This is a genomic window from Saccharicrinis carchari (assembly GCF_900182605.1).
Lineage (GTDB): Bacteria > Bacteroidota > Bacteroidia > Bacteroidales > Marinilabiliaceae > Saccharicrinis > Saccharicrinis carchari.
In genome coordinates this window covers 35,503-59,985 of record NZ_FXTB01000007.1, presented here as the reverse complement: position 1 = coordinate 59,985, position 24,483 = coordinate 35,503, and the positions used below count along the sequence as shown (strand labels likewise).

General features: G+C 41.8%; 21 protein-coding genes. 13 read left to right on the top strand and 8 right to left on the bottom strand.

The window, feature by feature from the left end:
• Positions 1-58: 58 nt before the first annotated feature.
• Together FN809_RS12880 and FN809_RS12875 are read right to left on the bottom strand one after the other, a co-directional pair.
• Positions 59-781, bottom strand: a complete 723-nt coding sequence (locus FN809_RS12880) for a lysophospholipid acyltransferase family protein (RefSeq protein WP_142533938.1) — start codon at positions 779-781, stop codon at positions 59-61.
• A 12-nt stretch (positions 782-793) separates the two neighbouring features.
• On the bottom strand, positions 794-1,033 hold the full coding sequence (locus FN809_RS12875; protein WP_142533937.1) for a YkgJ family cysteine cluster protein: 240 nt from the start codon (positions 1,031-1,033) through the stop codon (positions 794-796).
• A gap of 512 nt (positions 1,034-1,545) precedes the next feature.
• Here FN809_RS12875 and pyrB point away from each other — a divergent pair.
• The 3 genes from pyrB (at position 1,546) to FN809_RS12860 (ending at position 3,632) form a co-directional block, all read left to right on the top strand.
• Entirely contained in the window at positions 1,546-2,454 is a 909-nt protein-coding gene (pyrB, locus tag FN809_RS12870; RefSeq protein ID WP_142533936.1) for an aspartate carbamoyltransferase, read from the top strand.
• A gap of 118 nt (positions 2,455-2,572) precedes the next feature.
• Positions 2,573-3,031, top strand: coding sequence for an aspartate carbamoyltransferase regulatory subunit (pyrI, locus tag FN809_RS12865; RefSeq protein ID WP_142533935.1), 459 nt, complete (start codon positions 2,573-2,575; stop codon positions 3,029-3,031).
• Positions 3,032-3,035: 4 nt separating this feature from the next.
• Positions 3,036-3,632 (top strand): flavin reductase family protein, encoded by a 597-nt coding sequence (locus FN809_RS12860; RefSeq protein WP_142533934.1) that lies wholly within the window; start codon positions 3,036-3,038, stop codon positions 3,630-3,632.
• A gap of 48 nt (positions 3,633-3,680) precedes the next feature.
• Here the strand turns inward: FN809_RS12860 and FN809_RS12855 are convergent, their stop codons facing one another.
• The 3 genes from FN809_RS12855 to FN809_RS18230 are packed head-to-tail and all read right to left on the bottom strand — an operon-like array spanning position 3,681 to position 5,470.
• On the bottom strand, positions 3,681-4,508 hold the full coding sequence (locus tag FN809_RS12855) for a glycoside hydrolase family 16 protein (RefSeq protein ID WP_142533933.1): 828 nt from the start codon (positions 4,506-4,508) through the stop codon (positions 3,681-3,683).
• Positions 4,505-4,924, bottom strand: coding sequence for a hypothetical protein (locus tag FN809_RS12850; RefSeq protein WP_142533932.1), 420 nt, complete (start codon positions 4,922-4,924; stop codon positions 4,505-4,507). Before FN809_RS12850 ends, FN809_RS12855 begins: the two co-directional genes overlap by 4 nt.
• An 18-nt stretch (positions 4,925-4,942) precedes the next feature.
• Positions 4,943-5,470, bottom strand: coding sequence for a CPBP family intramembrane glutamic endopeptidase (locus FN809_RS18230; RefSeq protein WP_394348169.1), 528 nt, complete (start codon positions 5,468-5,470; stop codon positions 4,943-4,945).
• A gap of 481 nt (positions 5,471-5,951) precedes the next feature.
• On the opposite strand from FN809_RS18230, the gene FN809_RS12840 reads away from it, so the two are divergent.
• A complete protein-coding gene (locus tag FN809_RS12840; RefSeq protein ID WP_142533930.1) occupies positions 5,952-7,622 on the top strand; it encodes a dipeptidase in 1,671 nt (556 codons plus the stop codon).
• A 232-nt stretch (positions 7,623-7,854) separates the two neighbouring features.
• Here FN809_RS12840 and lgt read toward each other — a convergent pair whose 3' ends face one another.
• The 3 genes from lgt to FN809_RS12825 form a co-directional block, all read right to left on the bottom strand.
• Complete coding sequence (lgt, locus tag FN809_RS12835; protein WP_142533929.1) at positions 7,855-8,685, bottom strand: prolipoprotein diacylglyceryl transferase; 831 nt, start codon at positions 8,683-8,685, stop codon at positions 7,855-7,857.
• A gap of 276 nt (positions 8,686-8,961) precedes the next feature.
• Positions 8,962-12,267, bottom strand: coding sequence for a preprotein translocase subunit SecA (gene secA / locus FN809_RS12830; RefSeq protein WP_142533928.1), 3,306 nt, complete (start codon positions 12,265-12,267; stop codon positions 8,962-8,964).
• Positions 12,268-12,385: 118 nt separating this feature from the next.
• Positions 12,386-12,790 carry a hypothetical protein gene (locus FN809_RS12825; protein WP_142533927.1) on the bottom strand — a complete coding sequence of 135 codons (405 nt, stop codon included), beginning with the start codon at positions 12,788-12,790 and terminating at the stop codon, positions 12,386-12,388.
• A gap of 252 nt (positions 12,791-13,042) precedes the next feature.
• Between FN809_RS12825 and trhO the strand changes: the two genes are divergently transcribed.
• From trhO to FN809_RS12780, 9 genes are all read left to right on the top strand, one after another.
• Positions 13,043-14,059, top strand: coding sequence for an oxygen-dependent tRNA uridine(34) hydroxylase TrhO (gene trhO / locus FN809_RS12820; RefSeq protein ID WP_142533926.1), 1,017 nt, complete (start codon positions 13,043-13,045; stop codon positions 14,057-14,059).
• Between the two features lie 205 nt (positions 14,060-14,264).
• A complete protein-coding gene (locus FN809_RS12815) occupies positions 14,265-16,751 on the top strand; it encodes a TonB-dependent receptor domain-containing protein (protein WP_142533925.1) in 2,487 nt (828 codons plus the stop codon).
• Positions 16,752-16,892: 141 nt separating this feature from the next.
• Positions 16,893-18,380: a Gfo/Idh/MocA family protein gene (locus tag FN809_RS12810; RefSeq protein WP_142533924.1), complete on the top strand. Its 1,488-nt coding sequence runs from the start codon at positions 16,893-16,895 to the stop codon at positions 18,378-18,380.
• Positions 18,381-18,420: 40 nt separating this feature from the next.
• A complete protein-coding gene (locus tag FN809_RS12805; RefSeq protein WP_142533923.1) occupies positions 18,421-19,221 on the top strand; it encodes a 3-keto-disaccharide hydrolase in 801 nt (266 codons plus the stop codon).
• Between the two features lie 298 nt (positions 19,222-19,519).
• On the top strand, positions 19,520-20,233 hold the full coding sequence (locus FN809_RS12800; protein WP_142533922.1) for an ABC transporter ATP-binding protein: 714 nt from the start codon (positions 19,520-19,522) through the stop codon (positions 20,231-20,233).
• A 131-nt stretch (positions 20,234-20,364) separates the two neighbouring features.
• Positions 20,365-20,925, top strand: coding sequence for a cob(I)yrinic acid a,c-diamide adenosyltransferase (locus FN809_RS12795; RefSeq protein WP_142533921.1), 561 nt, complete (start codon positions 20,365-20,367; stop codon positions 20,923-20,925).
• 74 nt (positions 20,926-20,999) lie between these two features.
• A complete protein-coding gene (locus FN809_RS12790) occupies positions 21,000-21,221 on the top strand; it encodes a DUF2795 domain-containing protein (RefSeq protein ID WP_138531309.1) in 222 nt (73 codons plus the stop codon).
• Between the two features lie 106 nt (positions 21,222-21,327).
• Complete coding sequence (locus tag FN809_RS12785) at positions 21,328-23,523, top strand: S9 family peptidase (protein ID WP_142533920.1); 2,196 nt, start codon at positions 21,328-21,330, stop codon at positions 23,521-23,523.
• 159 nt (positions 23,524-23,682) lie between these two features.
• On the top strand, positions 23,683-24,321 hold the full coding sequence (locus FN809_RS12780; RefSeq protein ID WP_142533919.1) for an energy transducer TonB: 639 nt from the start codon (positions 23,683-23,685) through the stop codon (positions 24,319-24,321).
• Positions 24,322-24,483 lie beyond the last annotated feature (162 nt).

The window sequence follows — 24,483 nt, the reverse complement described above, 5'->3', positions numbered from 1 at the left end:
AGTTTGGTGTTTTGGCATCGTGCTGCACTAAAAAAGCAGAGGAATTGTTACAGGTGCTTTAATTATATTCCTTTATGGGTTGAATCAAAACCTCACGGGTTATTTCCATCAGTTTACGCGTATCGCCCTTGTATTTTGCAGTATCGATACCGGGGTTAATAGTAAGGTTCACCGTTCCCGGCTTAACGTTAAAGGCGCCGCCCCAATAAATTTTATGTGTGTCTTTAATGGTAACCGGCAATAAGGGCAATTCAAGTTCCTCGGCTAACTTAAAGGCACCTGTTTTGAATTTACGTAAGGTGTTGGATCCACTTCGGGTACCTTCCGGGAAAATAACAACCGAAGTACCTTTGATCAGCTTTTCTTTGGCTTCCTTAATGGATTCATAGGCTGCTTTGGGCGATGAGCGGTCAATGAATATATGGCCTACCAAAGCGCTGGCGGGGCCTATGCCAAAAGCGTTACGAAGTTCTTTTTTCATCATCCACCTAAAGTCAATACCCAAAAAGCCATACAAGGCAAAAATGTCGTAGGCACTTTGGTGGTTTGCCACGATAACGTACGACTGTCCTTTTTTGATGTTTTCTTTACCATATACTTTTACCCTCATGGGTGTAATAAAAGCAACGGTTTTGGCCCACATTACCCCACTCATGCTGCCGGCTCGAGGCGATATTAAAACAGCCAATAGTGCTGCACCAAGTGAAAAAACAATGCTGGCAATGGCAAAAACAGGGATAACAACAATCCACTTGTAAATTTGGTAAAATAACTTTCCCATAGTTTAAATAGGTTATTCTAATTGGGTTAAAATATGGATGGCTTCTGCACGGTTGTTACCGCAAAAGTCCGGTTCTGCTTTAAATCCGGCACACACAGCCGGACGTTCTTCTTTCCCAAAAAGCTCACACTTAAATTCCGCCGTCAAATGGGCGCAGGGAACACCGGCAGGTTTACCATAGGGCATTTTTGGCATCGCCGATGATATCGACGGAGCAATGCAACAGGCCGCACATCCAATTCTACATTCCATGTTTCTTTGTTTTGATGCTCAAAATTATATAAAAGTATTTAAATATCTATTCTCTTTGTCTCTCCTCCTGTAATCATTGTTTAAGCTTATAAATAATCTTACAAAAATTCTGAGGCGTAAATTCAGCACATTGTTATTTTTATATTAACTTTGAACTTTGGAATGAACAGCGTAAAAACAATATCCAGGGCAAAGTCTATCTTTTTATCATCGCATCAATCAGATGATTACAACAGGCTTTTTTGTAATTACTTATTATCTATGCTTCGATGGCTGACCTATTTGTGTCGGTCTTTTTTTTGCCTTATTAAAAACAATTTAGCCCAAAAACAGCAGCATCGCTGGCCCATAATTCGGTGTGTTAAATTGTCCCTTATCCTTAAAGTATTGCATGTATTTATTTGTCTATTCCGGAATTTGACCCCTATACCTGCAAAAGGAACAGTATCGGGTATGTATATGCTGTGCCCTGTTGTGAGAATTAGGGAACTGATAACCTTAAATACCAAATCATGAGAAACAGTAGTTTAGTGTCTATTAACGATTTTACTAAGGACGAAATCCTTAAAATCGTACGACTGGCCGCAGATTTTGAGGCCAACCCCAACCGGGATTTGCTAAAACACAAAGTGATAGGCAGCTTGTTTTTTGAACCTTCTACACGCACACGCTTGAGCTTTGAGACGGCCATTAGCAGGCTGGGGGGCAGGGTAGTGGGTTTTTCCAATTCGTCATCGTCGTCTACCACCAAAGGCGAAACACTCAAAGACACCATCCGCATGGTAAGCAACTACACCGATCTGATTGTGTTGCGTCATCCCATGGAGGGGAGTGCCCGCTATGCAGCCGAACAGTCACAGGTGCCGATTATTAATGCGGGCGACGGTTCCAACCAGCATCCCACCCAAACCTTGCTCGATTTATATTCCATCAAAAAAACACAGGGAACGTTGGAAAATCTGAATGTGTTTTTGGTTGGCGATCTTAAATATGGTCGCACGGTACATTCGCTGGTACAGGCCATGAGCCACTTTAATCCGGTTTTTAACTTTATTGCCCCGGAAGAACTCCGTATACCTGAGGAATATCGATTATGGCTCAGGTCAAAAGGGATTAAGTTTTACGAGCACGATGAATTTACCGACATTATATCGCGAGCCGACATTGTATATATGACCCGGGTACAGCGCGAACGCTTTGTGGATCCTATAGAATTTGCAAAGGTGAAAGACGTGTATATACTTAAAAATGCCATGCTCGATAACACCAAGGACAACCTGCGCATCCTCCATCCCTTACCCCGGGTAAACGAGATAGATTGTGATGTGGATGCCAACCCTAAGGCATATTATTTTCAGCAGGCCGAAAATGGCGTTTATGCCCGTATGGCCATTATATGTTCAATTTTAGGATTAGCCTAATTCAAAAGTATCAACAGTAATAAGTTTCGGGATAGCAACAATTTTTTATCAACAATAAAATAGTCTGCTTTTTTTATAAGAGACGCGCCGAAACGATACTAACCTAAAAAAAACAGCCATGAGTAAGAAGAAAGAATTAAGCGTAAATGCCATTAAAGAAGGCACTGTTATAGATCACATACCCGCCAAAAGCCTGTTTAAGGTAATCGGTATTTTAGGTTTGGATCATTGTGAAAACTTAATAACTTTTGGTACTAACCTGGGCAGCGAACGTTACGGAAAAAAGGCCATTATCAAAGTTGCCGATAAGTTTTTCGAGAACGAAGATGTCAACCGTATTGCCCTGGTGGCACCCGATGCCCGTTTAAATATTATCCGCGACTATGAGGTGGTGGAAAAACAATTAGTAACCGTTTCGGACGAGATTGTAGGTATTGCCAAATGTTTTAATCCTAAATGCATCACCAACAACGAGGCGGTCACCACCAAGTTTAAACTGGTGGATTCTGACGAACTGGCCCTCAGGTGCCATTACTGCGAAAAAATTACCACCGAGGAACATCTTAAAATATTGTAGTTTAATGTCAAAAGTTGATTGGAAACCCGGCAACATGATATATCCTCTGCCGGCCTTGATGGTTACCGTGGGCGACAGCCCCGACAATTTTAATATTATTACCATTGCCTGGACAGGAACCATATGCTCCGACCCACCCATGTGCTACATATCGGTGCGTAAAGGACGGCATTCCTATTCGATATTAAAAAATACCGGAGAGTTTGTGATTAATCTTACCACCAAAGATTTAGCTTATGCAACCGACTGGTGTGGCGTACGGTCGGGGCGAAAGTTCGATAAGTTTATGCGCATGAAGCTTACACCAGGCAAGTCAAGTGTAGTCAAGGCACCTATAATTGAGGAGTCGCCTATCAATATTGAATGCAAGGTAACGCAGGTTATTGAATTGGGCACCCATGATATGTTTATGGCCGAAGTGGTTAACGTTAAAGCCGATGAAAAATACATAAATCCTAAAACGGGAGCCTTTTCCTTAATTGCCTCAAAACCCATATGTTATTCGCATGGCCATTATTTTGAGTTGGGTAAAGTCATTGGTAAGTTTGGTTACACTGTAGAAAAGAAAAAACGCAAACGCCCAACGAGCAAAAAACTATAGGTTAAAATCCTGTTTACCTCCGTGCAGATGCTAAACAGGATTTTAATTTTACTGATAAACCTTCACATAATCCACAATCATATTCACCGGCAGATCCTCCGGGTTTACCTTACCAACCCACGATCCGCCTAATTGCTGATCGATTAAAATATAAAAAGGCTGGTCGTAGGGCCATTGCGATTTATCAGCATCCTTAACGCGTGGATAGGCAAATGTTCTATCACCGTTTAGTGTAAATACCAAACTATCCGGATACCATTCCAGCCCAAAGGTGTTAAATTGCCCGGCATCTATTTTTGCCGTTCCACCATGCGGAGGATTGTGCTTTTGCCCCAGATTATTGGTGTAGTTCGAGTGGGTGGTCTGATAAATAATACTGTCGTAGTTCAGATGTTCCATGATATCAATCTCGCCACTATGGGGCCATCCGCCGTATTTGTTATGTTCAGACAGCATCCACATGGCCGGCCATGCGCCTTGAGCACTCTCTAATCTGGCGTGTATTTCAACTTTACCATACTGAAAAGCAAATTTGTTTTTAGTATAGATGCCTCCCGTTAAAAAAGGCCGTGGATCGCTCACCGTATCCGGGTTGTTGATACCCTTTAAATAAAGGTTCCCTTCTTTTATTTCGTAACACATATCGTCGGTGGTCATGTGCCTGCCCCAGTCGGCATTGTTGGGCGGTATGCGCGTCCACTTGGTTGTGTCTATCTCGGTTCCCTCAAAATGGTCTTCCCAAATTATTTCCCAATCCTTTTTTTCTCTTCCTTCTTTTTGTAAGTAGATGTAGGAGTCGATAATTACCGAAGCTTCCTGTTTACATCCGAGGAAGGAAAAAAACAATAATACGAAGAGTAAGTTGTAGCTTTTCATTGATATATACGTTTAAGTTTGTTTCTCTTTTTTTTCCATTTGCGCGATGATACCCAAAAAGGAAGAGATACACCTGCATAAATAGCACCGCCTGCCACCACAATGCCTCCCATTGTACTATTAAAAGTGTTATCAGGCTTGGCGTTAGGTCTGTTCGAGAGCAAAATAGCACTGCCTGTAATAATGCCAACTGCCGATACCGAGGATAAAACGACTGCCCAGGTTTTATTAGTTTTTCTTTTTCTCTCGAAGCTCAGGATCTTGTTTAAATCGTTTTGGATAGAAGGCTTGTGTAAGTTAATATTTTGTGTGCTTATCCCAAGTTGATTCAGTCGATAGATTTTATGGTTGGGTATATTTTGCGACTTGGCACAAATACTTGAAAATAAAAGTATAAGTAAAAGGGGATTTTTCATTGTTAAACAAATTTTTATTTATGGTTTGGAAATAGGTATTCGTTTTAACGCCAAAAAGCCTAAAAGGCCGCCCATTATTACTATTGCCCAATACCTGTAATCGAATGGAGATAGCGTATAAATCCAGTTTAAGGCGGGTGCACCTATCCACACAAAAAGGTTTATAACCAGGTTGTATGTAAAATGTAAAAGTATAGGATAAATAATACGCTTTGTTTTTATATAGACCAAACAACATGCAGCCCCTAACATAAACGTAGGAATAAGATTTGTTAATTGTGGCATGTGCATCAATGAAAATAAAATGCAAGAAACCAGAAAAGCTACTCTTAATGAATACCTCTGGAGTAGGGAAGTGAAAATATATTTTCTGAAAATCAACTCCTCAATAACTGGGGCTAAAATCAGAGCAGTAATTAAACGGTAATAGTGATGTGAATTAAACTCGTGAAAATACGGTTCGGACACACCGTTAACATAGATGTCCCATATCCGGGTTATGTCTGAAAATGGCCGGGTAATGAATACCAATCCTATTGCCGACATTACAATTAATGAAAGCAACCTGCCGTTTAGCTGTGCGACATGTGGGCCAATTACCCACGACTTTATCTTGAAAGGAAAAAATAAATGCAAAACTAACATGCCCGAAATTAAGATAGCTAGTAAGTAAACCATCCCAAAGTAATGCTCAAAGTATTTAGTATCTAATGCAATTAAATCGGCCAACCAACTCAACGATAACGTTATCAGTAATTGTAGAACAAAAAGTAAAAATACAATCAATAAAGCTTTGGATATTTTCATGAAACAAAAAATTTGTTAGTTAATAGTCTTTATATCCTGCCAAACAAATATAAAAAAAATTGAATATATGTTAAATGGTACATCATACTATAATTTGATCCCCTGCTTTTAACAATATAAAAACATAAAACGTCAAATTATTCGATTACGGTTCGCATCTGCCAAAAAGTGTTATTTTTGTGAAGAACACTAAGATTTTTAACATATAAATATATCACTTATGAGCAAAGCAAAGTTTTTACTCTCGCTTATGATGGGCATTGGCTTACTATTTCCGCAGTTAGGTAGTGCCTGCACCAACTTTTTAATTACCAGGGGCGCCTCGGCCGATAACTCCACTATGATATCGTATTCGGCCGATTCGCACGATCTTTATGGGGAGCTATATTACTGGCCCGGACAAACCTGGCCCGATAATGCCATGCTGGAGGTATATGAATGGGACACGGGCAAGTATCTGGGCAAAATAAAGCAAGCCAAGCAAACCTATACCGTTATTGGCAATATCAACGAACACCAGGTGGCTATTGCCGAAACAACTTTTGGTGGTCGCTCCGAATTGCGCGACACCACGGGTATAATGGATTATGGCAGCCTGATTTATATTGCCTTGCAACGTAGTAAAACTGCCCGTGAGGCCATCAAGGTAATGACGGATCTGGTGGCCGAGTATGGCTATTATAGCTCCGGCGAGTCGTTTTCGATAGCCGACAAAAACGAAGTGTGGATTATGGAGATGATAGGGAAGGGCGTTGGCAATAAAGGCGCTGTATGGGTGGCACTTAAAATTCCCGACGGCATGGTGTCCGGTCATGCCAACCAGGCACGTATCACCAATTTCCCGCTTAACGATGAGGAGAACTGCCTTTACTCAGAAGATGTATTCAGCTTTGCCAAAGACAAAGGTTATTTTGATGGAAAAAAGAAAGACTTTAGCTTTTGTGATGCCTATGCACCCTTGGATTATGGTGCATTGCGTTTTTGCGAAGCCCGCGTGTGGGCCGGTTTTAGGTTGATGAACCCCGAGATGGATAAATACGAGGGTTACGTAAAAGGCGAGGACAGCGAAAGGATGCCCTTGTGGATGAAACCTTCGAAAAAAATATCGTACCGCGATGTGCAAAATATCATGCGTAACCACTTTGAAGGTACTTCGCTCGATATGACCAAAGATCCCGGCGCAGGCCCCTTTGGCAAGCCCTACCGCTTCCGCCCCCTCACCTGGGAAGTTGAAGGTGAGAAATACATTAATGAGCGTGCCATCGCCACCCAGCAAACCGGATTTTCGTTTGTGGCGCAGCTGCGCAGTTGGATGCCTGATGCTATCGGAGGTATTCTTTGGTTTGGTGTGGATGATGCGGCCACTTCGGTTTACGTGCCTATTTATTGCGGCATTCAAGCTATTCCGCATGAGTTTGCTGTGGGTAATGGTAGCCTGTTGGAGTATTCATCCACCTCAGCGTTCTGGATATTTAACCGCGTATCTAACCAGGCTTATGCCCGATATAGTTATATGATAGAGGACATAAAAAAGGTACAAAAGAGGCTGGAGGACAAGTTTAACGACTTTATGCCGGTTATTGATGAGGCCGCACTTGCCCTGCACAAAGAGGATCCGCAAAAAGCTAAAGCGTTTTTAACGGAGTATGCGCTCACCCAGAGTACCTTGACCCTGAACGAATGGAAAGCGCTCGACGAGTTTTTGATGGTGAAATACCTCGACGGTAACCTGCACCGCGAAGTGGATGGTGAGTTTTTACGCAATGCGCACGGCAACCCGCTTCCTGCAGAGTTCCCGGGCTACAGCAATGATTATTACAAAAGAATAGCCGACGAAACAGGCGACAGGCTGAAGTTAAAAAAACTGCCCGGCGAAGAAGATGGGAATTGATAAATAATACTTTTTAATATAAAACCCCGTTGGATAAATCTCCAACGGGGTTTTCTTTTTGTATCAGTCAGATTAGATACTTTTCGTTAATCCAACTTTAACGTCCAAAAAAACAGCTGCGCTATTCGCCAATGTCAACCACGAATAAAACGAATGTGTCGAAGTGTTTTTCTTTGAAACAGGTGGGTAGCAAAGCCCTTTTTATTCGCTTTAATCGTTACATTAGAGGTCGTTATTTCTTAACCGGTATTGCTTTTGGTGCTTTCCATATAAAATAGATGCCCGCCAAAACAAAGGGGATGCTGAGCCATTGCCCCATGTTTAAGGCCATATCGGCTTCAAAGCTTTCCTGGTCGTGTTTTACAAATTCGATGAAGAAGCGCGACAGGAAAGTGCCAATAAGGAACACCCCAAAAATTAATCCGGTGCGATCCTTCGCGTTGGTTTTCCAGTACATCCATAGCAATAGCCCAAACAAGGCCAGATAGGCGAGGGCTTCATATATTTGTGTTGGGTGCGAGGGCTGGGTTAAAATGGGCTCGGCCCCGTTCAGCCACTCGTAAAAGTTATCTACAAATCGGAATCCCCAGGGTAAATCTGTTGCATGGCCGTATATCTCGGAGTTCATCAGGTTGCCCATTCGTATAAAAAAAGCCGTCATGGCAGTAGGTACTACCACGCGATCCAATGCCCAGATAGGTGATTTTTTAGACACTTTTTTGGAGTATATCATAATGGCGATAACGATTCCTATGGCGCCACCATGGCTGGCCAGTCCGCCTTTCCATACCATTAATATTTCGCCCAGGTGCTGCGAGTAGTAATCCCATCCGTAAAAGAATACATGCCCCAACCGGGCACCCAATACGGTGGCTACCACCACATAAATAAACAGTTTCTCCAACCAGGGCAGGGGGATTTTTTCCCATTTAAACATCTTTTCCATCAGGTTGTAGCTCAGCATAAAGCCGATGGCGAAAAACAATCCGTAGTAACGAACGGAGATAGGCCCCAGACTAAAAATTTCCGGTTTTACCGTCCAGGTAATAAAGTCAAATACCATATTGTTTAGATTTTGAGATACGGAGATAAGAGATAAATTTCCATCCCTCCATCTTTCTCAATTATTGTAATTATTTACTATTAACCTGAAAAATGCACACATTTTTCAGGTTATAGGATTTACTGCGAGCCTAATTACATTTGAATGGTTGAAAAGAAAAAGTCAAATGCCTGTTCTCCATCCACCGTAAGAGTGCCTTTGCTCCATGCTCGTTGCCAAAGCTTTTAAGCTCTACACTTTCAACTCAGAATTATAAACTTTTTAACTTTTAAGCCCCTACACATTTACATTTTTCCCATGACATTGCTTGTATTTTTTACCACTTCCGCAGGGGCAGGGTTCGTTTCGTCCTACACGTTTCTCTACTCGCACCGGCTGGGCTTTTTTCTTTGCACGTTTGTTGTTGTCGCCATTGCCGTCGTATCCTTCTCTGCTCGAAATCAACCCACTTAAATCCTGGCGCTTACGTGTTTCTTCTTGTTTTATTTCCTGCGGATCCTGTACCGGAATGCTGGCCTTTACCAAGGTAGAAACCACATCTTTATTGGCTTTGTTCAGCATGGTTTTAAACAGTTCAAACGACTCGAATTTATAAATGAGCAAAGGATCTTTTTGCTCGTAGGAGGCATTCTGTACCGATGTTCGTAAATCGTCCAATTCGCGCAAATGCTCTTTCCAGGCATTGTCGATGGTCATAAGAATAATCGACTTTTCAAAAGACTTAACCAACTCGGCAGCGTTGGATTCATAGGCCTTTTTGAGGTTGGTGGTAATTTGCATCATTTTTTGCCCATCGGTAAAGGGCACCACAATATTTTGATACTGATGCCCTTTGTTTTCATACACATCCTTTATAACGGGCATAGCCTGAGCTGCAATGGCTTCTGTTTTTCGTTGGTAGGCATTCCATACATTGTCGTAAAGCTTATCCGCCATTTCGTTGGGGCTTCCTTTCAGAAATTCCTGACTGCTAAATGGCGAAGAAACGGAAAAAACACGTATGAGTTCCATCTTAAAACCTTCGTAATCCGCATTGGAATGATAATCGTTCACGATATTGTCGCATATATCATAAATCATGTTCGATAAATCCACTTGAATACGTTCGCCATACAATGCATGACGGCGTTTTTTATAAATCACTTCGCGCTGCGAGTTCATCACATCATCGTATTCCAGCAATCGTTTACGGATGCCAAAGTTGTTTTCCTCTACTTTTTTCTGGGCACGCTCAATAGATTTGGTAATCATAGAGTGCTGAATCACTTCACCATCCTCTACGCCCAGACGATCCATGTATTTTACAATGCGGTCCGATCCGAACAGACGCATCAGGTTGTCTTCCAACGACACAAAAAACTGGGAGCTACCCGGATCGCCCTGGCGACCGGCACGACCGCGTAACTGCCTGTCCACTCGTCGTGATTCGTGTCGCTCGGTGCCTACGATAGCGAGGCCACCAGCTGCTTTTACTTCGTCGCTCAGCTTAATGTCGGTACCACGTCCGGCCATGTTGGTGGCGATAGTAACCACGCCTTTAGCACCGGCTTCGGCCACAATGTCGGCCTCACGCTGGTGTAGTTTGGCGTTGAGTACGTTATGCTTTATGCCTCTTATTTTTAACATTCGGCTCAATAGCTCCGATATTTCTACCGAAGTAGTACCTACCAGCACCGGACGTCCGGCTTTTACCAGACCAACGATTTCTTCGATAGCAGCATTATATTTTTCGCGGTTTGTTTTATATACTTTGTCGTTCCAGTCGTTACGTATAATTGGTTTATTGGTGGGGATTACCACCACATCTAACTTGTAGATGTCCCACAACTCACCAGCTTCGGTTTGGGCCGTGCCCGTCATACCGGATAGCTTGCTGTACATCCTAAAATAATTCTGAAGGGTGATGGTGGCGTAGGTTTGTGTAGCAGCCTCTATCTTAACGCGTTCCTTAGCCTCTATGGCCTGGTGGAGCCCGTCGGAGTAACGACGTCCCTCCATTATACGGCCTGTTTGCTCATCCACTATCTTTACCTTGTTATCCATTACCACATATTCGGTGTCTTTCTCGAAAAGCGTATAGGCTTTTAAAAGTTGGTTAATAGTGTGTACACGTTCCGATTTTACGCTATAGCTTTGTAAAAGTGCATCTTTTTTCTCCAATTTGCCTTCGTCGCTCAGGTTCGATTTCTCCAGCTCAGCTATCTCCGAACCTATATCAGGTAAAACAAAAAACTGCGGATCGTCCGAAGCGCCGGTAATCAGGTCAATACCTTTTTCCGTAAGCTCAATGGAGTTGTGCTTTTCATCTATCACAAAAAATAGCGTATCGGTTACGATGTGCATATTTTTGCTGTTCTCCTGCATGTAAAAGTTTTCTGTTTTAAGCATGTGGGCTTTTATACCGGGCTCACTTAAAAACTTAATTAAGGGCTTATTGCGCGGAAGACCTTTGTAGGCACGGAGTAATTCCAAAGACCCTTCTTCAGCTACTTTTTTATCGTCCGATTTGAGTTTCTTTTTGGCATCTACTAGTATCTTTGCTACCAGCTGGCGCTGTGTTTCTACCAGTTTTTCCACTTTGGGTTTAAGCTCATCAAACAACTGATCGTCGCCTTTGGGAATGGGGCCGGATATTATCAGGGGCGTACGGGCATCGTCAATCAATACCGAGTCCACCTCATCTACAATAGCATAATTGTGCTTGCGTTGCACCAGGTCTTCGGGCGATATGGCCATGTTATCGCGCAGGTAATCAAAACCGAACTCATTGTTGGTGCCAAAGGTGATGTCGCTCATATATGCTGCACGTCGCTCATTGGAGTTAGGGCGATGCTTATCGATACAATCTACTGAAAGACCGTGGAATTGGTAGAGGGGTCCCATCCATTCGGAGTCACGCTTAGCCAGATAATCGTTTACGGTTACCAGATGAACGCCACGTCCGGTAAGGGCGTTTAAGAATACCGGAAGGGTAGCAACCAACGTTTTACCTTCACCTGTTGCCATTTCGGCAATTTTGCCTTGATGGAGGGCCACACCACCAAACAATTGTACATCGTAATGTATCATTTCCCATGTGATGGTGCTCCCACCGGCTTCCCACGAGTTAAACCATATGGCTTTGTCATCTTCAATCTCAACAAAATCGTGGGTGGCAGCCAAGTCCCTATCGAATTGTGTGGCCGTAACTTCTACTGTTTCGTTTTGGGTAAACCTGCGGGCCGTATCTTTTAATATGGCAAAAGCTTCTGGAAGTACTTCGCCTAAAAATTTCTCGAGCTTGTCGTCAATCTCTTTTTCAATTTTATCTATCTCACTATATATATTTTCTCTTTCTGCAATGTTAACGGAGTTATCTTCAGTTTTAGCTTTCAATGCAAGCACTTTATCCTGCTCGGGTTTAATATGGTTCAAAATCCGTTCTTTCAGCTTACTACTCCTGTTGCGCAGCTCGTCGTTGCTCAGTTTTTCAATTTCAGGAGTAAGTGCCTTCACTAAATCTACAATAGGGTTCAACTCCTTTAAGTCTCTCTCGTATTTGCTACCAAACAATTTGGTAACCATTTGATTTATAAATGCCATAATAATATTTTCAATGAGGATAAATACATAAAGTATGGATTATCCCGCTGTGGTTAAATTTAAAGTGAATGATAATAATAAGATGGGCACATAGGCCATTATATGATGCCTGTCTGCATTAAATGGTCCCTGGTCCGGCCCTGTTTTGGAAGTTCATGCCTTGATACAATGATGAATAGCCAATGGCTCGCGTATGAATAGCTTTGTTAATCAGGTAGGCGGGGTAATAAACCAAGGATACATGAAAAACAAGGGGCGCATGGTTGATAGAAACAACAGGAAATGGGATATGGGTTCTGCCCGATTCGATGATATGATTTATCCTGAGTTTTGAAGGGGAAGTGGTTTTTGATTTTTTCTGTTTTGACGTATATTGTGTTTCTTCACCGGTGCTAATACCAAGCTCCATTCCATACGTGCGCAGGGTTTCGGCATTCAATTGAATAGATCCAACCACGCACGACGACATTGTCACCAATAGCGTGATACCTAATACCTTAAACGTCGAAAAATCTCTCTTCATTATTATGCCATAATTGTAATGAGCACAAAGGTAATAAAAAGAGAATAGATAATAGATTTTGTTATAATAGATTTTACTTATGGCCTGCAGGGAGCTATCTGGCATTATCTTGCGCAACATAAAAATACCATACTTTTTTTTAGAAATGCTGACTCCATTACAGCACATTCCCTCTGCTTCGGCTCATATTCTAAGTCATATATGTATATTAACATCTTAATATCTTTATTATCTTTGCAAAAAAAAATACATATGGATCCAAATAAAGGTAGAACAGATTTGATAAACAGATGGGGGCCGGAACAGTTGCGCAACAAATTAAACAAGGAAACTTTCAGGCGTATCACTATTTCGTTTTACAGGTACATAGGTATTGATGATCCCTATGGGTTTAGAAACGAGCTTTTTACCCAATGGAAACAATTGGATTGTTTGGGCAGGATATATGTGGCCAAGGAGGGTATTAATGCGCAAATGAATGTGCCCGAACATTACTGGGATTTATTTGTCGATAATATCAATAACAATAAATACCTAAAAGATATCCCGTTTAAAAGGGCGATTGAAGACGATGGTAAATCCTTTTTAAAACTTCAAATAAAAGTGCGGAACAAAATTGTGGCCGACGGTTTGCCCGACGATGCTTTTGATACGAGCAATGTAGGAAATCACCTGGATGCAGACCAGTGGAATAGGGCGATGGATAGGGGAGCTATTGTGGTGGACATGCGTAATCGGTACGAAAGCGAAATAGGAAAGTTCCAAGGTGCCTTAACTCCACAGGTGGAAACTTTTGCCGAAGAATTACCCGAAGTGTTGAATTTGCTGAAAGGAAAAGAAGAGGAGAAAGTACTCCTCTATTGTACCGGCGGCGTACGATGCGAAAAAACAAGTGCCTTCCTTAAGCACCATGGTTTTAAAGACGTGAACCAATTGTTGGGTGGTATTATCGATTATAAACGTCAGGTGACGCAAAAAGGCCGGGAAAATAAATTCAGAGGGAAAAACTTTGTTTTTGACAATAGGCTCGGCGAGCGCATCAGCGACGAGGTGATTAGCCATTGTCATCAGTGCGGAGCGTCCTGCGATACGCACGTGAATTGTGCCAATGTACGTTGCAACTTGTTGTTTTTACAGTGTGAAAGTTGTGGCCAGAAATACCATATGACTTGTTCGGATAGATGTGCGGAATACGTGTTGGCCACGAATGAAAAAAAGATAGAACTGGAAAAAATACATAACTACCGACCTGTAAAACGCTATCTTTAATCTGTAATTCCAATCCCATTACTAAAGTAAATGAGATGTGTAATACGGTAATTTAAGTTTTGCACAATCACCCATAAAGGTTAGGACAAGGAAAGTGGTGCAGTGTAAATCATTTTAAGTATTATTTTTCTTCTTCTTCGTACTATTAAATAGTTTCTCTTATTTTTGGTGAAATTATTTAAAAAGGATTAATACAAGTTGATGAATGGATAGGCTATGTGTGCTCACTAAAAAAAAGCTTTTTTGCATCAACAGGCATGTCTGTTTTATAGGGCTGTTGTTTTTCTTGTTCGCTATAGATGGTGGGGCAGAACCATCGGTTCCTAAGGCTACTATACACGGCTACGTAGTATCGGCAAAGGGTAATGTTGCGCTACAGTATGTAAGTGTGGCGCTGTATCAAAACAAGGATAACGCCTTAGTGGGGGGTGTTATCAGTAATTCCAACGGACATTTTAAAATTGATGGCTTGTTGCCGGGGGAGTATTATTTGGAGCTAAGCTTTGTGGGTTATCAAAATAAACGAATTGAGGGTGTGGTAATCGACAAAAAAAAGCAGCGAGTAGATGTGGGGACTATAGTTATTGGCGAAAGTACAAAATACTTAGGTGAGGTAGAAGTGCTGGCCGAAAGAGCCGCCCTGGAGTTTCAGTTAGATAAAAAAGTGGTGAACGTGAGTGAGCATTACACGGCCGTTTCGGGTTCAGCAGTCAATGTACTTGAAAATGTACCATCACTTACCGTTGATATAGAGGGCAATGTGTCGTTACGGGGCAGCACACAATTTACCGTATTGTTAGATGGTGTGCCATCGCTGTTGGAACCATCCGAAGCCTTGCGGCAAATACCAGCATCAACCATCCAAACTATTGAGATAATTACCAACCCTTCGGCAAAATATAGTGCCGAAGGAACCGCCGGTATTATTAATGTGATAAGTAAAAAAAATAGCACGAATGGATTGAGTGGTGTGGCAAATGGAAAGATCGGTACCAATAATTTAGGTGCCGATTTTAGGTTAAATTTACAGGGGAAAAAGTGGAAAGGATTTTTTGGAGCCGATTACAACTATGCCGATTATAAGGGGGACAAAAATGGTTACCGAAAGACCTTTAACCAAGACAGTACTTTTACGGTGGAACATGAGGGTGGAATCCGAACACGATGGCATAATTATAACCTGAAGGGAGGTGCCGAGCTTAAAATCGATACCCTGAATACGATCGCGGTGGACTTTAATTACGGAGGTCGCAACAGACATAACTTTTCCGATCTGAATTATGCCAGGTATAACAATAAAAATATAGATGAATATAAATATTTAAGCCACGAAGATGCCTTTGTGGGTAATGATGGCTTATCGGTCAATGTTTATTATCTACATAAGTTTGCTGTCAATGCGCATCAGTTGAGCGCAAACGTTTCGTATAAAAACTGGGAAAAGGAGGCATACAACAAAAATCTACTTAAACTTGACAGTGGGGCGATTTTCGAAGCACGCGAAAATACCGAAGAAGGCCCCATGTATCGTTGGCAAACAAAGTTGGACTACACAAAACCCATGGGCAGTAAGGCTACATTTGAAGCGGGCTATCAGAGTACAGTCGATAGTAACGAAGATGTTACCAGATTATTGGAAGACCAGGATGGAACAGGTGTTTTTATGGAGAATTTGCCGTATAATAATAAGGTAAAGTATAAACGGGATGTTCATGCGCTTTACCTCTTGTTGGGTAATCAGTTATCTGATTTTAGGTATCAGGTTGGGCTTCGGGGCGAATATAGCAAGCGACAGGTGAAGCTCGTGAGTAGCGGAACGGATAGGCCGGTGGATGCGGGTCATGAGAGTTTGGATAATTACGATTTATTTCCTTCGGCACATGTTTCGTACAATATAGCATCCAGTCAGGAGGTGATGGCCAGCTACTCCAAAAGGATAGAACGCCCACAGGGGTATCATTTTGAGCCATTTTATACCTGGGAAGATGCGTTTAATATAAGACGCGGAAACAGTGCTTTGCTACCCGAATATGTAGACTCGTACGAGTTGAATTACTTGAATAAAATGGAGTCGTCCTATTTATCGCTCGAAACCTACTACAGCATAACACATAATAAAATAGAGTGGGTGAGAAGAGTTTACCAGGATAATATCATACAGCGTTCGCCCGAGAATGTAGGCAAGGATTATTATTTGGGAATGGATGCCACCTACAGTTTTGATTTGTTAAAATGGTGGCGGGTAGATTTGATGGGCAGCTTTTATAATTATAAGGTAAAAGGACAATGGGGCGATTATAGTTTTTATGAGCAAAGGATTACATGGAATTATAGGGTAAACCAAACGCTAAAGATAAACCTATTAACACAAGTGCAAGGCAACTGGCGTTATTACAGCAAAAGGATAACCTCACAGGGGATATACCAACCGGTTTATACTTTTGATATGGCGCTGCGCAGAGACTTTCATAAAAGAAAGGTGACCGCCGTAATGGAGTTGCGCGATGTTTTTTCGACCAATAATCGCGAAAACAGCAACAGAGGAGACGGCTTTAGCGACCATTATTTTCAGAAGATACATACCCCTGTACTCACCTTTGTTATAACGTATCGTTTTAACAATTACAAGCCATTTAAAAATCGTCTGGCAGGAAATGAGAGCTTGGGTGGAACAGAATCTATGGAAAGGTAATGCCTAGGATCTTGTCTTTTTTTCAATTCGGAACACTCTTTTTTTTCTTATATTGTTGGCGATTTAGTGCAAGGTTAAGCGCCTTGCAGCGGGTAGAAGAATCCTAAAAACACCGATTGTTTATTTATAACTATCTTCATTATGACAAACAACCATGATTTTGACGGGAAAAGCCGTCGCCGATTTATTAAAAATGTCGCTGCTGTTGCTGCCGGTATCTCTGTTATCCCTAATGTAGCTATGGGGGGGCGACTTAATCGAAAAGCCCCCAGCGATAAGCTCAATATTGCTTGTGTGGGTATAGGCGGTATGGGTTTTGCCAATCTAAAAGCGCTGGAAACAGAAAATATTGTTGCCCTTTGCGATGTAGACTGGAAATATTCGCAGCGTGTATTTGATCATTATCCCAAGGCAAAAAAATATTGGGACTGGCGCAAGATGTACGATGAGATGGGTGATTCCATTGATGCTGTAGTTGTGGCCACTGCCGACCATACGCATGCTGCTATAACGGCGCATGCCATTACCTTGGGCAAGCATGTGTATGTTCAAAAACCACTCACCCACTCGGTTTATGAATCGCGCCTGCTCACTAACCTGGCCAAAAAATATAAGGTAGCTACTCAAATGGGTAACCAGGGTGCGTCGGGTGAAGGCGTGGCTCAAGCCTGTGAATGGCTTTGGAACAACGAAATTGGAGAAGTGACCCGGGTAGATACTTTTACTGACCGACCTATCTGGCCACAGGGACTCAACAGGCCATCGCAAGGGCATTGGGTACCCGATACGCTGGATTGGGACTTATTTGTAGGTCCGGCTCCTATGCGTCCTTTCAACGAAATTTATACCCCATGGAACTGGCGTGGATGGTGGGACTTTGGTACAGGTGCCCTGGGTGATATGGCCTGCCATATTCTGCATCCCGTATTTAAAGGTCTGGATTTGGGTTACCCAACGGCTGTGCAAGGTAGCTCTACCTTATTGCTCACCGATTGTGCTCCTGTTTCGGAACGTGTAAAGCTCACTTTCCCGGCGCGAAATAAAAAAGATAAAATGAAAATGCCCGAAGTAGAGGTGAACTGGTACGATGGCGGAATAAAACCTTTAATGCCGGAGGGATGGCCCGCAGGTAAAGACATGAACGATGCAGGGGGAGGTGTTATTTTTTATGGCAGTAAAGATGTGCTGGTGACCGGATGCTATGGTAAGGATCCTTGGTTGTTGAGTGGGCGTAAACCTTTAGCTCCCAAAAAACTGCGTAGGGTACCGGTAAGTCACGAAATGGACTGGGTACGTGCCTGTAAGGAAAGTCCCGAAAATCGTATAGAACCCACTTCGGCCTTTAACGAAGCAGGTCCTTTTAACGAGATTGTTGTGATGGGCGTGTTGGGGGTACGCTTGCAAAGCCTCAACAAAGAGCTCAAGTGGGATGGTCAGAATATGAAATTTACCAATATCGGCGACAACGAAACTATCCGCACAGTTATAGAGGATGGTTTTAAAATAACAGACGGTCACCCCAGCTTTGCTAAAAAGTGGACCGACCCGGTAAATGCCAGGGCTTTTGCCGATGAGCTGATTAAGCACACTTATCATAATGGTTTTGATTTACCGGATATGCCTTTATAGGTTTTTAATTTAAATTAAGTATAACATTAATTTTTTTTCAATGAAACAGAATTTATTATTATCGTTGTTGTTTGCCGGCCTGTTGGCTTTGGGAGCCTGTGGAACCGGAAGCAACAAAAAAAACACCAGCAATTCAGAAGCTATGCTTAAATCAGAAACGAAACCCAATATGCTCAGCTCCGAAGAAGTGGACGAAGGTTGGATACTATTATTTAACGGTAAAAATTTTGACGGTTGGAGAGGTTATGGGCGCAAGGATGTTCCCGCTGCCTGGAGTATCGAAGATGATGCCATTAAGATTAATGGTTCAGGCGAGGGTGAGGCAGGTGCCAAAGATGGTGGCGACATTATTTACGACCAGCAGTTTAAAAATTTTGAGCTGCATTTTGAATGGAAGGTATCCAAAGGAGGCAATAGCGGCGTTTTTTATTTGGGACAGGAAGTAGAAAATCAGCCTATTTGGCGTTCTTCGCCTGAGTACCAGATACTCGACAATGAGAATCACGTTGATGCACGTTTGGGAAAGGACAATAACCGCATGTCGGCTTCACTGTACGATATGATACCTGCCACGCCACAAAATTCGAAACCATATGGTGAGTGGAATACGGGAGCCATCATTGTTTATAAAGGTACCGTGGTTCATATGCAAAATGATGAAGTGGTGCTGGAGTACCATCTCTGGACACCGGAATGGGAGCAAATGATTGAAAATAGTAAATTTAAGGGCTGGCAGGAGATGATTAATGCCGGTGGCGAAAACAGGCAAGGTTACATTGGTCTTCAGGATCATGGCGACGACGTTTGGTTCCGCAGTATTAAAATTAAAAGAATGGATTAAAGCGCATTAGTAATAAGCGCAAATTTAAAAGCCCGGCAAATTAAGCCGGGTTTTTTTTATCACTTGATTTACATGAATGGGTAGCGGGTATTCGCTAAATTTTAATATTAACTTATTTGGTTTATTTAAGCGTTAAAGGAAAAAGTATTTTGTTTGAGTTCTCAAAACCCACCGGGCTGCATTGATAATAGAAATACAGAATAATGAATAAGGCCTCATCCACTAAAATATTACTACTTCTGCTTTATCCCTACACTAAAAAAATTATCTTTGTTACTAGTAAATAAAACGCGATGTAATGAATGAAAACATCATTGAAATTAGGGGTATTACCAAGCATTACCAAGTGGGTGTGCAGGTGGTAAAAGCATTGCAGGGAGTGAATGTTGCTATAAAAAAAGGTGAGTATGTTGCCATCATGGGGCCTTCCGGCTCCGGAAAATCAACACTTATGAATGTTATAGGAGCCCTTGATACGCCCACTGGTGGTACCTATGTGTTAAACGGAACCGATGTGAGCCGCATGAGCGACGATGAACTGGCCGAAATACGGAACAAAGAAATTGGTTTTGTTTTTCAGACCTTTAATCTGCTGCCTCGCTATACAGCCCTGGAAAATGTGATGCTGCCGCTTATTTATGCCGGAGTGTCAAAACAGGGAAGATTAAAAAAAGGTAACGATGTGATTCGTAAAGTAGGATTACAAGATCGATCCTCACACAAACCCAATGAACTATCCGGGGGGCAGCGCCAAAGAGTAGCCGTGGCCCGAGCGCTGGTCAATAATCCGTCCATCATACTGGCCGATGAGCCAACAGGAAACCTCGACTCAAAAACTTCAGTAGATATTATGCGTTTGTTTGGGGATATACACGCCATGGGCAACACCATTATACTGGTTACACATGAAGAGGATATTGCCCAATACGCCCATAGAATTATCCGCCTGCGCGACGGATTGATAGAATCGGATACAATTAATGAAAAAGTAACCATGAGTGAGCAATTTTAAATAGAACATTATAAAAGGATAGTTGTTCCTTCAAAAAAAATATGGTGGGATCTTGTTAAGTTGTGTCGGTCAATTTAAATATTGACAGAATGTAAATGCTTAAATTTTCCTGCGCAATACAAAAAATTAAGATGAATAAAAGTTTAGTATATACTAAAACAGGAGATAAGGGTAAAACCAGTTTGATTGGGGGTACCCGGGTTGCAAAAAACCATTATCGGCTGGAGGCCTATGGAACCGTGGATGAGTTAAACACTTTTATCGGTATGATTCGTTCCTACAAGGTGGATGAAAAAAGTGAAAAGCAACTTATCGACATACAGGACAAGCTTTTTGTTGTTGGGGCTTATTTGGCTACCGATTCAAATGCCACCGACTTACGGGATAAACTCAACTACGACGAAAGTGTTATCGAAGGCCTTGAGCAGGAAATGGATCGGATGGATAGCGAGTTGCCACCCATAAAACATTTTGTGCTGCCCGGCGGACATCCGGGGGTTAGTTATTGCCATATTTCGCGTACAATTTGCCGACGAGCCGAAAGGCGTGTGCTGGCTATGGCCGACCAAAGCGAAGTGAACCCCTGGGTAATAAGATATCTAAATAGACTGTCGGACTATTTATTTGTTTTATCCCGTTATCTGGCAAAACATTTTAATATAAATGAAATTCCTTGGATTCCGGATTTGTAGGTTATTACTTTTTCTTTATATTCGCACAAAATTAACAGAATCTATTTAACAACTTATTTATAAAAAATCAGGGTATGTATTGGACTTTAGAACTGGCATCAAAATTAGAGGATGCGCCCTGGCCGGCCTCCAAGGACGAATTAATTGATTTTGCCATTCGTTCGGGTGCACCGTTGGAGGTTATAGAAAATCTACAGGAAATTGAGGACGAGGGAGATGTTTACGAAAGCATCGAAGATATATGGCCCGATTATCCTAGTAAAGATGATTTTTTCTTTAATGAAGATGAGTATTAGCCAGGGATTTTTTAAAAAATAAAAAACGCCATAGATAAAACATCTATGGCGTTTTTTTATAGTTTTGCCTATAGAATAAAACGATATATCAACAAACACAGCTATTATGAACAGGATATTATTACTTGTTGGCCTATTGCTGCCTTTAACACTATCGGCTCAAAATAAAACGATTACACTCGAGGAGCTCAATACGAGAAAGTCCCTAGCTCTCCGTGCCAAATCGGTCAGTGGTTTGGAGTCTATGAACGATGGCATTCACTATACTACCATCGAAAATAATGCTTCTCAAATTGTCAAGTATGCTTATGCTACTGGAAAGCAGGTGGGTGTATTAATAGATTTGAATAAGATTGAAGATTGTCCTGTTAAAAATATCCAGGGCTATGCGCTAAACAACGATGAAAGTAAAATATTGCTATATAACAACAGGGTTAGTGTTTACCGTCGTTCGTTCAAAGCCGATTACTATGTATACGACTTAAAAAATAAAGAAATAAACCCCCTGTTTGAGGGTGGCAAACAACAGGTGGCTACTTTTTCGCCTAATGGGGAGATGGTTGCCTTTGTAAAAGATAACAACATTTATATCAGCAACCTAAAATTTGGTACCGTAGCACCTATCACCAGCGATGGTGAGAAAAATAAAATATTAAATGGTATTCCCGACTGGGTTTACGAAGAGGAGTTTAGCTACAACCAGGCGATGGAATGGTCGCCTAATAGCAAGGAGCTGGCCTATGTACGTTTTGATGAATCTGAGGTCAAAGAGTTTTCGTTTCCCTTATACCAGGCCAGTTACCCCACGAACAAGGAGTATGCTTTGTATCCCGGAGAATATAAGTTCAAATATCCCAAGGCGGGCGAAGCCAACTCGAAGGTGAGCGTGCGTGTTTTCAATATTAAAAATCGCACCACCAAAACCATGAACATAAAGGGTGAGGAGGGGTATTATATTCCACGCATCCGCTGGACGCACGACGAAGGCATGCTGGGTATATTGAGAATGAACCGCTTGCAAAATCAGTTTGATTTACTTATTGCCAATACAGCCAGTACCCTTACAAAAAATATTTTTACCGACCGAAACGAATATTTTGTGGAGGAAACAGTATTGGACAACCTTACCTTTTTAAATGATGGCAAACATTTTATTTATGTGGGCGAAATGGACGGATACAGCCACATTTATTTATATACTATGGCGGGCTTGCAAGTGCGCCAGATTACCAGTGGCAAATGGGATGTGTTGGAGTTTTATGGTTATGACACCCAAAAAAAAATGCTTTACTACCAGGCCGCGAAACACGCGCCCATGCAAAGGGAAGTTTATGCGGTAAATCTGAATGGAAAAAAAAGCTATAAGCTGTCGGAAAAAGTAGGTTTTAACGAAGCTGAGTTCAGTAGTAACTTTAAATACTTTATCAATTATTATCAAAACAGCACAACACCCAAACAAGTAACCTTGCACAACCAAAGTGGTAAACTCATCCGTACACTTGAGAATAACGCTCAACTTAAAGCTACCTTAAAAGAATACCGCTTATCACCCAAAGAATTTTTCACCTTTAAAACATCCGAAGGTATTGAGCTGAACGGTTGGATGATAAAACCCCTGGATTTTGACCCCAACAAAAAATATCCGGTTCTGATGACACAGTATAGTGGTCCAAACTCGCAGCAGGTATTGGACAAATGGGGAATCGGTTGGGAGCAGTATTTGGCTGCTCAAGGCTATCTGGTAGCCTGCGTGGATCCACGAGGAACAGGTGCGCGCGGCGAGGAATTCAGGAAATGCACTTATATGCAACTTGGTAAACTCGAATCGGACGACCAGATTGAAGCTGCCAAATATTTAGGTTCGCTTAACTATTGCGACAAAGAACGGATAGCCATTTGGGGATGGAGCTATGGTGGTTTTATGAGTTCGAGCTGTTTGAGCAAGGGCAAGGGGATATTTAAAGTAGGTATTGCCGTAGCCCCGGTAACCAATTGGCGCTATTACGATACGGTTTATACCGAAAGATACATGCGCAGACCACAGGAAAATGCCAAAGGTTACGACGAAAACTCGCCCATAAACATGACGGATAATCTTTCAGGAAGACTGTTATTGATACATGGTACTGCCGATGATAACGTGCATTTCCAAAACACCTTGGAATACGTGGATCAATTGGTGCAGTCGGGTAAGCAGTTTGATATGTTCGTTTATCCCAACCGTAATCACAGTATTTTTGGAGGAAACACCAGAATGCATTTGTACCAGATGATGAGCGATTATTTAAAAAGAAATTTGTAGAGCAAAAAATTACGTTGGTTTAAAATAAAAGGCAAAAAACTTAGCAAGGCCTTAAGCCCGACTGACCGCATCCAATTGTAGTAAATGATGTTTAGTTTGTACGCGAGAATATGCTTAGCCGGTATTTAGGAGTTGTTTAAACCACTAATAATAAATAATTTGAAAGAGAGATTGTTTTTTATCGTATTGCTAAGCATCGCAATAGGTGTCCATGGTCAGCAGCTTAAAACCATCCGGAAATCCAATGGTGCTTTTTACGAGGAATATCTTGCGCTTGCTTCAGACACCTCCATCAAAGAGGGTAGATACTTGAAACGATACAGAGATTACGTTATTGAGCAAGGTGCCTTTAAAAATAATCAGAAATACGGTAGGTGGGCTTATTTTTCGCTCGATGGCGTATTTGAGTTCGAGTACGATTATAACACCCATAAGGTAATAAAGATTAGTACCCGGCAAACGCCTGAGGAATATATGGAAACGCCAATTTTGTTCCATGGTAGCCCCATCATTCCGTATTTATATATGGTGCGTAATATTTATTATCCCACCGAGGCAAAAAATAAAAACATTAGCGGAAAGGTGGTGTTAGCCATCAATATTAATAAAAAGGGAGAAGTAACCAGTTTGTATCTCAAAGAAAAACTACACCCCTTGCTCGATAAAGAAGTGATGAAAGTGGCCAAAACAATGCCTGCACATTGGCAATGGATACCGGCTACATATCACGGGCAAAACATTAGTGGTGAATACCTGATAGACATTGAGTTTGAACTAACTGAAGGGCGATTGCGCTGAGCGAACTTACGGACAAAGCATTTAGGATTTACCTGATACGGTATTTGTATTTTGAATGGTTGAAATTTATGTTGTGGTTAAAAAAAATACAGTTTAAATCTTGAATTAAAAAGAATACATGCTTTTGAATATTAAATATTCGATTATCACCCCTGTTAAAAC

Coding starts and splice junctions, on each gene's coding strand:
- FN809_RS12880 (WP_142533938.1), bottom strand. CDS start 781: ATGGGAAAGTTATTTTACCAAATTTACAAGTGGATTGTTGTTATCCCT.
- FN809_RS12875 (WP_142533937.1), bottom strand. CDS start 1,033: ATGGAATGTAGAATTGGATGTGCGGCCTGTTGCATTGCTCCGTCGATA.
- pyrB (WP_142533936.1), top strand. CDS start 1,546: ATGAGAAACAGTAGTTTAGTGTCTATTAACGATTTTACTAAGGACGAA.
- pyrI (WP_142533935.1), top strand. CDS start 2,573: ATGAGTAAGAAGAAAGAATTAAGCGTAAATGCCATTAAAGAAGGCACT.
- FN809_RS12860 (WP_142533934.1), top strand. CDS start 3,036: ATGTCAAAAGTTGATTGGAAACCCGGCAACATGATATATCCTCTGCCG.
- FN809_RS12855 (WP_142533933.1), bottom strand. CDS start 4,508: ATGAAAAGCTACAACTTACTCTTCGTATTATTGTTTTTTTCCTTCCTC.
- FN809_RS12850 (WP_142533932.1), bottom strand. CDS start 4,924: ATGAAAAATCCCCTTTTACTTATACTTTTATTTTCAAGTATTTGTGCC.
- FN809_RS18230 (WP_394348169.1), bottom strand. CDS start 5,470: ATGTCGGCAATAGGATTGGTATTCATTACCCGGCCATTTTCAGACATA.
- FN809_RS12840 (WP_142533930.1), top strand. CDS start 5,952: ATGAGCAAAGCAAAGTTTTTACTCTCGCTTATGATGGGCATTGGCTTA.
- lgt (WP_142533929.1), bottom strand. CDS start 8,685: ATGGTATTTGACTTTATTACCTGGACGGTAAAACCGGAAATTTTTAGT.
- secA (WP_142533928.1), bottom strand. CDS start 12,267: ATGGCATTTATAAATCAAATGGTTACCAAATTGTTTGGTAGCAAATAC.
- FN809_RS12825 (WP_142533927.1), bottom strand. CDS start 12,790: ATGAAGAGAGATTTTTCGACGTTTAAGGTATTAGGTATCACGCTATTG.
- trhO (WP_142533926.1), top strand. CDS start 13,043: ATGGATCCAAATAAAGGTAGAACAGATTTGATAAACAGATGGGGGCCG.
- FN809_RS12815 (WP_142533925.1), top strand. CDS start 14,265: ATGGATAGGCTATGTGTGCTCACTAAAAAAAAGCTTTTTTGCATCAAC.
- FN809_RS12810 (WP_142533924.1), top strand. CDS start 16,893: ATGACAAACAACCATGATTTTGACGGGAAAAGCCGTCGCCGATTTATT.
- FN809_RS12805 (WP_142533923.1), top strand. CDS start 18,421: ATGAAACAGAATTTATTATTATCGTTGTTGTTTGCCGGCCTGTTGGCT.
- FN809_RS12800 (WP_142533922.1), top strand. CDS start 19,520: ATGAATGAAAACATCATTGAAATTAGGGGTATTACCAAGCATTACCAA.
- FN809_RS12795 (WP_142533921.1), top strand. CDS start 20,365: ATGAATAAAAGTTTAGTATATACTAAAACAGGAGATAAGGGTAAAACC.
- FN809_RS12790 (WP_138531309.1), top strand. CDS start 21,000: ATGTATTGGACTTTAGAACTGGCATCAAAATTAGAGGATGCGCCCTGG.
- FN809_RS12785 (WP_142533920.1), top strand. CDS start 21,328: ATGAACAGGATATTATTACTTGTTGGCCTATTGCTGCCTTTAACACTA.